At 37.3% G+C, this 11,723-nt stretch carries 14 protein-coding genes; 9 read left to right on the top strand and 5 right to left on the bottom strand.

From position 1 onward, the window contains the following. Positions 1 to 170: 170 nt before the first annotated feature. The 4 genes from OQX63_RS16325 to OQX63_RS16310 all read left to right on the top strand — a co-directional run bounded on the left by OQX63_RS16325 (position 171) and on the right by OQX63_RS16310 (position 3,220). A complete protein-coding gene (locus tag OQX63_RS16325; protein WP_090504927.1) occupies positions 171 to 1,112 on the top strand; it encodes a ribose-phosphate pyrophosphokinase in 942 nt (313 codons plus the stop codon). A gap of 153 nt (positions 1,113 to 1,265) precedes the next feature. Continuing rightward, positions 1,266 to 1,850, top strand: coding sequence for a 50S ribosomal protein L25/general stress protein Ctc (locus tag OQX63_RS16320; RefSeq protein WP_147230699.1), 585 nt, complete (start codon positions 1,266 to 1,268; stop codon positions 1,848 to 1,850). 161 nt (positions 1,851 to 2,011) lie between these two features. Continuing rightward, positions 2,012 to 2,572 (top strand): aminoacyl-tRNA hydrolase, encoded by a 561-nt coding sequence (pth, locus tag OQX63_RS16315; RefSeq protein ID WP_265851886.1) that lies wholly within the window; start codon positions 2,012 to 2,014, stop codon positions 2,570 to 2,572. Between the two features lie 477 nt (positions 2,573 to 3,049). After that, a complete protein-coding gene (locus OQX63_RS16310) occupies positions 3,050 to 3,220 on the top strand; it encodes a hypothetical protein (RefSeq protein ID WP_265851885.1) in 171 nt (56 codons plus the stop codon). Between the two features lie 289 nt (positions 3,221 to 3,509). Here OQX63_RS16310 and OQX63_RS16305 read toward each other — a convergent pair whose 3' ends face one another. Together OQX63_RS16305 and OQX63_RS16300 are read right to left on the bottom strand one after the other, a co-directional pair. Next, the gene (locus tag OQX63_RS16305) at positions 3,510 to 4,175 is read right to left on the bottom strand and encodes a tetratricopeptide repeat protein (protein ID WP_090504919.1); all 666 of its coding nucleotides are present in this window, start codon (positions 4,173 to 4,175) and stop codon (positions 3,510 to 3,512) included. Positions 4,176 to 4,298: 123 nt separating this feature from the next. Next, on the bottom strand, positions 4,299 to 4,691 hold the full coding sequence (locus OQX63_RS16300; protein WP_265851884.1) for a hypothetical protein: 393 nt from the start codon (positions 4,689 to 4,691) through the stop codon (positions 4,299 to 4,301). A gap of 120 nt (positions 4,692 to 4,811) precedes the next feature. Here OQX63_RS16300 and recF point away from each other — a divergent pair, with 120 nt between their 5' ends. Together recF and OQX63_RS16290 are read left to right on the top strand one after the other, a co-directional pair. Continuing rightward, entirely contained in the window at positions 4,812 to 5,915 is a 1,104-nt protein-coding gene (gene recF / locus OQX63_RS16295; protein WP_265851883.1) for a DNA replication/repair protein RecF, read from the top strand. Next, positions 5,908 to 6,198 (top strand): DUF721 domain-containing protein, encoded by a 291-nt coding sequence (locus OQX63_RS16290; RefSeq protein WP_090504909.1) that lies wholly within the window; start codon positions 5,908 to 5,910, stop codon positions 6,196 to 6,198. Before recF ends, OQX63_RS16290 begins: the two co-directional genes overlap by 8 nt. Before the next feature lie 98 nt (positions 6,199 to 6,296). Here the strand turns inward: OQX63_RS16290 and OQX63_RS16285 are convergent, their stop codons facing one another. From OQX63_RS16285 to OQX63_RS16275, 3 genes are all read right to left on the bottom strand, one after another. Then, positions 6,297 to 6,473, bottom strand: coding sequence for a hypothetical protein (locus tag OQX63_RS16285; protein ID WP_265851882.1), 177 nt, complete (start codon positions 6,471 to 6,473; stop codon positions 6,297 to 6,299). Between the two features lie 271 nt (positions 6,474 to 6,744). Then, a complete protein-coding gene (locus OQX63_RS16280; RefSeq protein WP_265851881.1) occupies positions 6,745 to 7,518 on the bottom strand; it encodes an FKBP-type peptidyl-prolyl cis-trans isomerase in 774 nt (257 codons plus the stop codon). A gap of 134 nt (positions 7,519 to 7,652) precedes the next feature. Next, a complete protein-coding gene (locus OQX63_RS16275) occupies positions 7,653 to 8,072 on the bottom strand; it encodes a nucleoside-diphosphate kinase (protein WP_039479466.1) in 420 nt (139 codons plus the stop codon). Positions 8,073 to 8,334: 262 nt separating this feature from the next. Between OQX63_RS16275 and OQX63_RS16270 the strand changes: the two genes are divergently transcribed. The 3 genes from OQX63_RS16270 (at position 8,335) to OQX63_RS16260 (ending at position 11,548) form a co-directional block, all read left to right on the top strand. After that, positions 8,335 to 9,345: a DHH family phosphoesterase gene (locus OQX63_RS16270; RefSeq protein WP_265851880.1), complete on the top strand. Its 1,011-nt coding sequence runs from the start codon at positions 8,335 to 8,337 to the stop codon at positions 9,343 to 9,345. Positions 9,346 to 9,392: 47 nt separating this feature from the next. Beyond that, on the top strand, positions 9,393 to 10,382 hold the full coding sequence (locus OQX63_RS16265) for an FKBP-type peptidyl-prolyl cis-trans isomerase (protein ID WP_265851879.1): 990 nt from the start codon (positions 9,393 to 9,395) through the stop codon (positions 10,380 to 10,382). 197 nt (positions 10,383 to 10,579) lie between these two features. Next, the gene (locus tag OQX63_RS16260) at positions 10,580 to 11,548 is read left to right on the top strand and encodes an FKBP-type peptidyl-prolyl cis-trans isomerase (RefSeq protein WP_265851878.1); all 969 of its coding nucleotides are present in this window, start codon (positions 10,580 to 10,582) and stop codon (positions 11,546 to 11,548) included. The last annotated feature ends 175 nt before the right edge of the window (positions 11,549 to 11,723 follow it).

The raw sequence follows: 11,723 nt of genomic DNA, 5'->3' as shown, positions 1-11,723 counted from the left end.
TTCGAGGAGAATATCCTTGAGAAAGCTTGTCCGATAGTATAAGGGTAGTACAACGGTTTTTGGTACCGTTTGTCTTGGTTCGAATCCAGGTCGGACAACTAAAATTTAATAACGGATCATGTTTTAAATAGACATGATCCGATTTTTTTTAACCGTAACTACACGAACCCATGCCATTGCAGTTTAACCCGGTAAAGCTTTTTTCCGGAACAGGTTCTAAAGGATTATCACTTAAGATTGCCGAACATTACGGCAAGCCACTTGGTAGCGTAACCATTCACAAATTCAGTGATGGCGAGTTTCAACCTTCCTTTGATGAGTCAATCCGTGGTAGTGATGTTTTTCTAATCCAGTCTACTTATCAGCCCAGCGATAATTTAATGGAGCTTTTGCTTATGGTTGATGCGGCTAAAAGAGCATCGGCACATTATATTACAGCAGTTGTTCCTTATTATGGTCTAGCCCGTCAGGATAGAAAAGATAAGCCGCGTGTAGCAATCGGTGCCAAATTGGTGGCTAACTTATTAAAATCGGCAGGTATTCACCGTATTATGACGATGGATTTGCATGCTGCACAGATACAGGGTTTCTTTGATATCCCGGTTGATCACTTAGATGGATCGGTAATCTTTGTACCTTATATCAAAAGCTTAGGCTTAAAAAACTTAACTATTGCATCGCCAGATATGGGTGGTTCATACAGGGCACGTACTTTTGCCAAGTTTTTTAATGCTGAAGTAATTATTTGCGATAAACGCCGTAAACGTGCAAATGAAATCGAATCCATGTCGATTATTGGTGATGTAACCGGACAGGATGTCGTATTGATCGATGATATTTGTGATACTGCAGGAACTTTATCAAAAGCTGCGGCTTTGATTATGGAAAATGGTGCCGCAAGTGTAAGAGCAGTTTGTACACATGCTGTATTATCTGGCAAAGCAGTTGAAACGGTAGAGAATTCGGTATTAACCGAGTTAATCGTTACAGATACCATTCCGTTGAAACAGGAAAGTCCGAAAATTAGGGTGTTAAGTACGGCCAGTTTATTTGCAAGGGCAATTGCCAATGTAAACGAACATGGGTCGATTAGTGATCTGTTTAGGGTTTAGTGCAAAGTGTTTAGCGATAAGCGGTTAAAACGCCAGCCGCCAAACGCGAAGCGATAAAAAGAGTTTAAATAAGGTTGAAGGTAGAGGGTTTAAGGCTTAAGGTCTTGATACTTGATACTTAAACTGACTACTAATAAATAAATATAAATAAAAATGAAAACAATCGCAATTAGCGGTTCTCCAAGAGAGAACGTAGGGAAACGCGATGCCAAGGAACTTCGTTACGAAGGTAAAGTTCCGGCGGTATTGTATGGTGGAAAAGAGCAACAACACTTAGCTGTAGTTATTGCTGATTTAAGAGATGTTATTTATACCCCGGAAGTTAACTTTGTGGAAATTGATGTAAACGGTGCTAAAACTAAAGCTATCGTTAAAGATACTCAATATCACCCACTTACCGACGTATTAATGCACATCGATTTTCTTCAGTTATTCGACGAGAAAGAAATCGTTATGGAGATCCCGGTTAAATTAACAGGAACTTCTCCAGGTGTTAAAATGGGGGGTAAATTAATCCAGAAATTACGTAAACTACGTGTTAAAGCATTACCAGCTGATATGCCACAAAATGTAGAAGTAAGCTTAGAGAAATTAGAAGTTGGTAGTTTATTCCGTGTTCGTGACCTTAAAGGTGATAAATACGTAATCACTAACACTCCTGAAGATACGATCGTTTCTGTTGCAATGTCTAGAGCATTAAAACAAGCAGAAACTGAAGCTGCTAAAGGTAAAAAATAATCAGGATTCTTAGGATTTCCTGATTTTAAGATGAAGCGTTCCGATTTAAGTCGGGACGCTTTTTTTATTTGCCAGGATTAACCCGCCAAACGCTTAACGCTGATCGCCTATCTTTCCATAATCCATTTTCCATCTTCCATTAAACATTTTATCTTTGCCCCATGAAATATCTTATAGTTGGCTTAGGAAATATCGGACCGGAGTATGCACACACCAGGCATAATATTGGTTTTGATATTGCCGATGAACTGGTTAAAGGTTTAGGTGGTAGCTTCGATAATATCCGTTTGGCGTATTATGCTGAGGTTGGCTTTAAAGGCAAAAAACTGCATGTAATCAAGCCCACTACTTTTATGAACCTGAGCGGTAAGGCTGTTAACTATTGGATGAAGGAACTGAAAATAGCGCCAGAAAATGTACTCGTTATTGTTGATGATCTTGCATTGCCCCTGGGAAAGCTAAGATTAAAACTGCAAGGCTCCAGCGCTGGTCATAATGGACTAAAAAGCATAGAAGAAGTTTGTGGTGGACAAAATTATGCACGCCTTCGCTTTGGCATCGGAAACGATTACCCAAAAGGCAGGCAGGTGGATTTTGTATTGGGTTTGTTTGATAAAAATGAACAGTTAGAACTTCCTGCATTAATCGATAAAAGTGTGGAGCTAATTAAGAGCTTCGTTACCATTGGGCCTGCTCATACGATGACGGCTTTTAATAAATAGATGGTTAATTGTGTAAATCATGCTGTCATCCTGAGCGCAGCGAAGGATCTTTTACAATTTAAATCTGTAAAAAAAAAGGAGTGTGGTCAAGATTGCTTGAAGAGCAATTGCAGAAGCTCTTTTTAATGTTTGTCCCTGCTTTCCATTACAAGTTCTCGCTGCGTGGACTTTCCATTTCAATCAGGTCTAAAACGCAGTGTCTATGCTTCTATTGGAGGTAGAATTACATAGTTTTATATAAATTTCTTTTCTAGTCCAATACCTGTTGTGTAATTACAGCATCTTAACTGATTTAAAACATCTTCTATGTAAACGTTATCACGGAACGGATCAAGCTGCTGTCATCCTGAGTCTAGCGAAGGATCTTTTATTAGCTAAATATATAACCATATAAGTAAATATAAGAACATTTAAGCTTATATGCCCTTAAATGCCTTATATGGTGAATAAATAGGCAACTGCCTCTCTCTCTACACCATGCAACCCAAAATAGCATTACTGCCTGTGCCACCTAAACCTGATCGCAGTGGTTCCGATTTTTCATCGGAAGGAACGGAGAGCGGGGGCTGCAGTAACCTAAAAGCATCTGCACCTGATTTCCAGAAAAAAGATAATGGTTATGGTATAAGGCCATCTGTCGTTTGGTGAGCTACCAAGTAAGAAATAGAATGAATAGTCTCGGTGTGTCGTCATTTCGAGCGGAGTGCAACGCAATCGAGAACCACGTAGTGCTCAGCGAAGCTAAATCTATTTTCCAATTTAATCTGGCTCATAGATCTCTCCATTCCGCGATGCTCCAGTCGAGATGACGATCTTTCTATAAGAATATGTCATTGATAATTTAGTCGAAAGATCAATAATTGCAATTACGAAAAGCTTTAAACAAAAAAAGACCATCTTTCGATGATCTTTTCTGTAAATATGTTTTAGTTAGTGTTTATTTAACTTTTTCCTGAGCTCTTGCAATGTAAGCATCAATTAACTGTGCTTCTGCACTCTCCGGATATTGCGTTTTTACTTTAGTATAAGCATCAACAGCACCTTTGAAATCATTTTGGCTTTCGTTAACCAATCCTAATTTTTTTAAGAACATTGGTGAAGTAAATTTACTCGCTTTATCAGCCGCTTTTTTATAATAGGTTGCGGCTTGTTTATAGTCTTTCAATTCGCTGTAAGCATCACCTAATAAGCCTAAAGCCAATGGATCTGCAACCGGGCTGCCGGTAGCGCTATATTTGCTTAAAGCCTCTATGGCTTGCTTATATTCGCCCTTACGTAAATAAATACCACCTAAATAAAGGTTAGCTAGATTTGCCGATTTTGTGTTATCGTATTCTTTAGCAATCTGCTCAAAGCCTGGGTAACCACCTTCTCCTTTAACTGCTCTGTTCGATAATGAATCTACTCCAACAAATTGCTCTGCTTTGTACATTTTGCTGGCGGCTTCTTCAGCACGACCTTTTAAATACACGCCTTGATACCAAAGATATATTAAAACTAATAAAACTACAGCACCTGCAATAAACAGTAAGCTCTTATTATTCTCTTGTAAAAATGAACCTTTTTTAGTTGGTTGAATTGTCTGGTTATCTGTTGTAGACATGTTTGTTTAAAAAATTTAAGATTGCAAAAATACATTTTTCAATCAAAGTATCAACCTTTATTTTGAAGTATTTGATTAAACATTAGTTAATTAGGCGTTCAGATCGTAAAATCATCACGATCATTAGCGTAACAAGCTAATTAGTGTATTAAACCAGGTTTGGTTGTCGCTAAAAATCCCGGTGTGGTTAATGACCAGGTAAACGGTTTGGCTTTCAGAGTTGCTCACAATAGACCTGATTCTGATCGGCTGCCAAAATGCACCAAAGTTTTTGGCTGACGAAGCTGGGAATAAATCGTCGAAGCCCATATAGACCTCTTCTATATGAGATAACGGAAGCTCCAGTTGTTCATCTCCGGTAATAAAGATGCCATTAGAAGCTAATAAAATTTCGCCTTCGTGATTGTGAACGGGCTTTAAAAACGAAAATATATCAGCGATTTTTTTAATCCAGTTCGAATTTTTATCGTTGTTCAGTTCATGATCATAAGACCATAGAACATTTCCTTCTAACATTTTTTGTGCAACCATTGATTTCTCCTTGCGATGAAAGTACAATTTTTTTAAATCTTATTAACGTTTATTTTAAACAATGGGTTTTAAGAAGTTAAAAAACGGTAAATTTGTGACATATTTATGTGGTTAAAAAATATTACCCTTCTAAATTTCAAGAATTATACAGATGCAGATCTCCACTTCTCGGAAACTGTGAATGTGTTTACGGGTAATAATGGCGCCGGAAAAACGAATATGCTCGATGCGATTCACTACCTCTGCCTGTGTAAAAGTTACTTTAACCCCATAGATAGCCAGCAGATCAAAGCCAATGAAGAGGTTTTCATGATCCAGGGCGATTTTGACCGTAATGAAAAGAACGAAAAAATTTCTTGTGGTGTAAAGCGAAACCAGAAAAAGCAATTTAAACGCAATAAAAAAGAATATGAGAAACTGGCCGATCATATTGGCCTCTTTCCGGTTGTAATGGTCTCGCCCTATGATGTAAACTTGATTATGGAAGGAAGTGAGGAGCGGAGAAAGTTTATCGATAATGTGATCTCGCAGACCGATGCCCATTACCTGGATCAATTGATCATCTATAATCGTATTCTGTTAAACCGGAATGCTTTGTTAAAACAGATTGCCGTTACCAGAAAGTATGACCCTACGCTGCTCGAAATTTTGGATGAACAATTGGTTATGGCCGGCAATAAAATATTCGCCATCCGCAAAGCTTTTATGGATGAGTTTATTCCATTTTTTAACCAATATTATACATACATTACCGAAAATAAGGAAATCGTTGAGTTGAATTATCAATCGCAATTGAATGATGCTACTTTTGAGGAGCTATTGAAAAAATCAGTAGAAAAAGACCGTGTATTGGAGCGGACCACAACCGGTATCCATAAAGATGAACTGGCTTTTATCATCAGTGGGATGCCTTTAAAAAAGTTTGGCTCGCAAGGGCAGCAAAAGTCTTTTTTAATTGCCTTAAAAATTGCCCAATATGCTTATCTTGCTAAAAATAAAGGGTTTAAGCCTTTGCTTTTGTTAGATGATATTTTTGACAAGCTGGATGATAACCGCGTTCAAAAACTAATGCAAATGGTATCCCATCACGATTTTGGGCAGATATTTATTACAGATACAGGCAAACAACGAGTAAAATCAATTTTTGAAAAAATAGAAGTTGATGTAACTTTGTTTGAAGTAGATAACGGAACGATACAAAATGCGTAAACCCAATGATGTTACGGTTAAAGATGCCATCAGCAAAATGCTGGATGTGTATCGCTTGCGACGTAAGTTTGATGAAACTTCAATCTTATCTATCTGGCCAGAAATAATGGGTACAGCAATAGCCAACCGCACGAAACAAATTTATATTCACGATAAAAAACTGTTTTTGAGGATTGAATCTTCTGTCATCAAAAATGAGCTGATTATGGTGCGACAGGGAATCATTCAGAAATTAAATGAGCATGCCGGTAGCGAGGTGATTACCGAAATGGTTTTTCTATAAGACATAATAAAAGGACAAAAGATTAATTTTTGCCCTTTATATTTTAATAGGGATGATAATCCCGACTAAGTAATGTAGACTTTTTACTCAAGAGTAAACTAACTCCTGCCTCCGCCAAATATTTTGGACAAAATCCAGATCACCAGCGCAACCACTACTACAACTACAATTACGCCTACCCAAACGCCGGCTTTAAATATACCTTCTACCAGTTCACAACTGCTTAAGGTGGTGCATAAAAATGCAATCAGTACTAAAGGGAATGCTTTTTTCATATTCATGTTAATTTGTAATAGCTAACATCGAATATTCAAGAAAGTTTTAATTGCGGGTTTATTTAGCTCCATTCTAAAGAAATTGTTGTTTAGAGGTGTCAGATGTTACCATCTGACATAGTATCAATCACTTTTTTGATGGGGTTATTCAATAAAAAAACAGTCAGAAGGTAACATCTGACTGCACATTAAAATCTTATTGCATTAAGATTTAAAAAAAAATCGTCATCTCGATCCGATAGCTATCGGATCGAGATGACGAATAGCGTTTTTATTTTCCGTTAACCTTTAATAGCTCAACTTCAAAAATCAAAGTGCTGTAAGGTGGAATATCCTGTCCTGCACCACGTTCGCCGTAAGCCAGATTGTAAGGGATGAAAAATTTATATTTTGAACCTGCTGGCATGAGTTGTACGCCTTCTGTCCATCCCGGAATCACACGGTTCAGTGGGAAAGAAATCGGCTCGCCTCTGTCGTAAGAGCTGTCAAATTGTTTTCCATTCAACAATGTGCCTTTGTAGTGTACCAGTACCGAATCTGTAGCTTGTGGTTTAACGCCTGTACCAGCAGTTAAAACTTCGTATTGTAAGCCACTCGCAGTTGTTTGTACACCTGCACGTTTTTTGTTCTGTTCTAAAAAATCTTGTCCTTCTTTCATAATTGGTGCATATTTAATTTTATTTGCTGCTTCTTCAGCTTTGTTTTTTACTGATGATGCCTTTGCCAGTGCTTCATTTATACATTGTTGGGCCTGTTGTTGGGTTAATACAACCTTGCCGCCGGTAAATGCATCTTTCAGGCCTTTTAACAACACTTCGTAATTTAAGGTAGAAAGGCCAGTTGTTTTTAAACCGGCACCAATTGAAGTGCCAAAAGCATAACTGGTAGAGTCTAAGGCAGATTGTAGGCCACCCATTTTTAAAGTTGATGTTTTAGTTACCGCGGTCGGTTTTTTGGTAGCAGGTTTTTTTGTTGCTGTTTTGGTTTGTGCATAAGATGCAACAGCGATACCAGATAAGCATACCGCTAAGAAAATTCGTTTCATTATTTGTGTTATCGTGTAATTAATTCCACCAGGTTTAAATGATGGATTATATTTAAGGCCGAAAGATACAAAATAGATAAAACAATAAAACCCCGAATATTCGGGGTTTTATTGTAAATTTTTTGTGTTGGTAATTAGAAACGTTCGTCTGCTTTGAAGAAGAAGTTACCCTCAATTTCTGCATTTTCATCAGAATCTGAACCGTGAACAGCGTTTGCATCAATCGATTTTGCATATTTCTGACGGATTGTGCCTTCTGCAGCTTCAGCTGGGTTAGTAGCACCGATCAATTTTCTGAAATCTTCGATCGCGTTGTCTTTTTCTAAAATAGCCGCAACGATTGGTCCTGAAGACATAAAGCTTACTAAATCTTTATAAAAAGGACGCTCAGCGTGAACTGCATAAAACTGACCAGCAGTTTCCTCAGTAAGTTTAGTATATTTTAATGCAATGATTTTGAAACCAGCATTAGTAATGTCGTTAATGATTGATCCGATATGGCCGTTTGCTACTGCATCAGGCTTGATCATGGTAAAAGTTCTGTTAGTGCTCATTGTGCTTTTGATATCAATTTTTTTTGCAAAATTACGTTTTAATTGATGAATAATCAATAAACATCAATTTAAGATTTTAAAATGCATTAAACAGTTATTGGCTCAATAATCCTGTTAATTTTAATTTATCCTTCAGCCTTAGCATTTTTAAATTGTAATAAATCCTCAAAATCTTCCAATCCTAATTTTCACATGATCCTGTTAATCCTAAAATCTTTAAATCCTAATCAAAATTTACTTAGCTTTGCAGCGCAAAAAACATATGCTTACACTAACTGAATTAAAAACATTATTGGCTACGCCACAACGAATTGTGATCACTACGCATCACAAACCTGATGGCGATGCAATGGGATCATCCCTGGGTTTATATGGATATTTAATTCAGAAAGGCCACCATGTAAAGGTAATCACCCCAACCGATTACCCTACTTTTTTGCATTGGATGCCAAATAATAGCGATGTAATTATTTTTACAGAGGCGCAGGAAAAGGCAGCACAATTGGTGGATGAAGCCTCGCTCATATTTTGTCTTGATTTTAATACCCTAAGCCGTATTAATGAATTGGGCGAATTGGTTAGGGCTGCAGGTGCCAAAAAGATCATGATTGATCATCACCTCGAACCTGAAGATTTTGACGATTACCGCCATTGGGATATTAATGCCTGTGCTGCTGCACAATTGGTTTATGATTTTATTGTAAATCAGTTACAGGATGGCGAACTGATTAATAAAGATGTAGCTTCTTGCCTTTATACGGGTATAATGACCGATTCGGGATCTTTCCGCTTCTCGTCAGCAACAGCTGAAGTATACCGTATTGCTGCAAATCTGATCGATTTAGGGGCAGACCAATCGAAAATCCATGAGTTGGTATACGATAACTCGAGCGAAAACAGGTTACGCTTTTTAGGTTACTGCCTGTCTAATAAACTAGAAGTCTTAAGAGATTACAATACTGCGATCATTTCGGTTAACAAAGAAGAGTTGGCGCAGTACCATAGCATTACAGGCGATACGGAAGGTGTGGTAAACTATGCCCTTTCTATCAATGGCATCCGCCTGGCAGCCTTAATTGTAGAACGTACCGATAAAGTTAAATTATCTGTAAGGTCTACAGGCGATTTTCCAGCCAATGAAATCTGTAAGAAATATTTTAATGGCGGTGGGCATAGAAATGCGGCCGGTGGTGCATCAGAAAAACCTTTAGCTGATGTAGTAAACGAATTTAAATCGATATTAGCAGAATATAAAGAACAATTGATCGCTTAGAAAACAAGAAATAAAACAATAAAAATTTTAAAAAGTCAAATTAATAAATGAAAAAGGGAATTATTATTCTAGCAGCAGCCACTTTAGGTTTAGCAGCATGTAAACAAGAGAAAAAAGGAGCTGGTGGCTTACTATATACTATTCACCACTCGGCAGGTAACGAAAAAATCAAAGAAGGTGATATCGTTAAAATGAATTTTATTCAGAAAAACGATAAAGATTCAGTTTTATCAAGCACTTTCGATAGCGAAACACCTGCAGTATTTCCTGCACAGAAAAAAATGTATGCTGGCGATATGAACGATGTTTTAACGTTGTTTGGAGAAGGTGATAGTGCTACTTTTAAAGTAAACCTGGATACGATGGCATTTCATAGTAAACAACCTAAACCAGAGCAGTTCAAAAATGATAAATACATTACTTTTACGGTAAAAATCGAAAAAGTATTTAAAAAGAAAGCTGGCGAAGCTGACTCTACTTTTAACAAAAGAGCTCAGGAGTTTTTCCAGGCTGATTATAAAGCTAGTTCTGAAAAAAAGAAAGCTGCTGAACCAGCTAAGTTAAAAGCTTATTTAGAAGATACTAAACTGGCTACAAAAACTACTGCTAGTGGTTTGCATTACATAATCGAAAACCCAGGAAGTGCAGAAAAACCAGCTCTAGGCGATACCGTATTAATTGATTATACTGGTAGAGTAACTAAAAAAGGTAAAGACGGTAAATACAAAATCTTCGATACAAGTGATGAGAAACTGGCTAAAGCAGAAAACGAATTTAAACCAGGTAAACCTTACGGTCCTCAGAAAATGCCAGTTGGCGGTACAATTCCAGGATTTACTGAAGCTTTACAGTTAATTGGTAAAGGTGGTAAAATTAAAGTGATTATCCCTTCTAACTTAGGTTATGGCGAGCAAGGTGCACCACAAGTTGGTATCATGCCTTTCAGCCCAATTGCTTTTGATTTAGAGATCAAAGATATTATTAAAGGAAAACCAGCAACTTCAGCTCCGGTAACGGCTGCTCCGGTTAAAAAATAATTTTTAAAATATATTTTAAATCCTGCTTATTAAGTTAAGCAGGATTTTTTTTTGCCTAATTTTTTTTGACGTTGAAGCGAGAAATAAAACTTTGCAAAGATTCGTAAAAACTTATTATAGCCTATCTTTGTCTGATCAGATGAAGTAGCCTGCTATCCAAAAACCGATTGTAGGCTAATTTTTAATTAAAATATTAAATGAAAAAAGGAATAATTATTCTCTTGGCAGCAGCATTAGGCCTGTCTGCCTGTAACAAGTTCGAAAAGGGTGAAGGAGATATGACTTACAAGATCTATAAAAGTGAAAGTAAGCCAAAAATTCAGGAAGGCGACTACGTAAAGTTAAACGGCGTTCAAACAGTAGAAACCAATACCAATCCAGATTCGGTAATGGTAAATACTTATGATAATGAGCGTCCTGCTTTTTTTGCCATTAGCAAATCGATGTTTAAAGGCGATTTGGCCTCTGGATTGAAACTGCTTGGCGAAGGAGATAGCGCCGTTTTTAAATTGAACCTGGATTCGATGGAGAAATATTCAGGCCAGCCGAAACCTAAAGGATTAAAATCGAACATTGCTTCGTTTACCATTAAAATTGAGAAGGTTTTACACAAAGGGAAAGATGCCGACTCTATTTTTGAGGCAAAGAAAAGACTTTTTTTCGAAGCTGAATACAAAGCATTAAATGAGAAAAACAAAACAGTAGAACCTGCCAAAATAGCTAAGTACGTTGAAGAGAATAACCTAAAGGTAACTACTGCACCATCTGGCTTGCAGTATGTAATTTACGCACCTGGCAATTCAGAAAGAGCAACCTTAACAGATACGGTATTAATGGACTATACTGGTCAGTTTACGAATAAAAAATCGAACGGGACATTAAATGTTTTTGATACTTCAAATGCTAAAATTGCAAAAGAGGCCGGAATTTTCTCTGAAAATGTACAATATGTACCAAGAAGCTTGCCATTAGGCCAATTGCCACAAGGGGTTATCCAGGGTATTCAGCTAATCGGAGTTGGCGGTAAGATCAAAATGATTTTGCCCTCGAAATTGGGTTTTGGCGAAAATGGCGGCGGACCAATTAATCCATTTACACCATTGGTATTTGATGTAGAGCTGAAAGGTATCATCAAGCCGAATGCGGCAGCGCCACTGGCGAAATAAAGTTGATCAGACCTTATAGGTTTCGAAACCATTAGACCTCGCAGGTTTTTAAACAGCATCGCCCTCAATAAGGCTGCTAAAAAACAATATAAATTACGAATTAAACCTGCGAGGTCTACAAAAAAGACTGATCACTGAAAATTGTAAACTGATTTGGGCGTTACCCAAGCTGCGC

Source organism: Pedobacter sp. PF22-3 (genome assembly GCF_026239555.1).
Lineage (GTDB): Bacteria > Bacteroidota > Bacteroidia > Sphingobacteriales > Sphingobacteriaceae > Pedobacter.
Note: the sequence above shows the minus strand (reverse complement) of the source record. Positions and strands in the feature narration are given on the sequence as shown.

What these genes read in the sequence shown, in the direction of transcription:
- OQX63_RS16325 (WP_090504927.1), top strand. Translation starts at nt 171, where the DNA reads ATGCCATTGCAGTTTAACCCGGTAAAGCTTTTTTCCGGAACAGGTTCT.
- OQX63_RS16320 (WP_147230699.1), top strand. Translation starts at nt 1,266, where the DNA reads ATGAAAACAATCGCAATTAGCGGTTCTCCAAGAGAGAACGTAGGGAAA.
- pth (WP_265851886.1), top strand. Translation starts at nt 2,012, where the DNA reads ATGAAATATCTTATAGTTGGCTTAGGAAATATCGGACCGGAGTATGCA.
- OQX63_RS16310 (WP_265851885.1), top strand. Translation starts at nt 3,050, where the DNA reads ATGCAACCCAAAATAGCATTACTGCCTGTGCCACCTAAACCTGATCGC.
- OQX63_RS16305 (WP_090504919.1), bottom strand. Translation starts at nt 4,175, where the DNA reads ATGTCTACAACAGATAACCAGACAATTCAACCAACTAAAAAAGGTTCA.
- OQX63_RS16300 (WP_265851884.1), bottom strand. Translation starts at nt 4,691, where the DNA reads ATGTTAGAAGGAAATGTTCTATGGTCTTATGATCATGAACTGAACAAC.
- recF (WP_265851883.1), top strand. Translation starts at nt 4,812, where the DNA reads ATGTGGTTAAAAAATATTACCCTTCTAAATTTCAAGAATTATACAGAT.
- OQX63_RS16290 (WP_090504909.1), top strand. Translation starts at nt 5,908, where the DNA reads ATGCGTAAACCCAATGATGTTACGGTTAAAGATGCCATCAGCAAAATG.
- OQX63_RS16285 (WP_265851882.1), bottom strand. Translation starts at nt 6,473, where the DNA reads ATGAAAAAAGCATTCCCTTTAGTACTGATTGCATTTTTATGCACCACC.
- OQX63_RS16280 (WP_265851881.1), bottom strand. Translation starts at nt 7,518, where the DNA reads ATGAAACGAATTTTCTTAGCGGTATGCTTATCTGGTATCGCTGTTGCA.
- OQX63_RS16275 (WP_039479466.1), bottom strand. Translation starts at nt 8,072, where the DNA reads ATGAGCACTAACAGAACTTTTACCATGATCAAGCCTGATGCAGTAGCA.
- OQX63_RS16270 (WP_265851880.1), top strand. Translation starts at nt 8,335, where the DNA reads ATGCTTACACTAACTGAATTAAAAACATTATTGGCTACGCCACAACGA.
- OQX63_RS16265 (WP_265851879.1), top strand. Translation starts at nt 9,393, where the DNA reads ATGAAAAAGGGAATTATTATTCTAGCAGCAGCCACTTTAGGTTTAGCA.
- OQX63_RS16260 (WP_265851878.1), top strand. Translation starts at nt 10,580, where the DNA reads ATGAAAAAAGGAATAATTATTCTCTTGGCAGCAGCATTAGGCCTGTCT.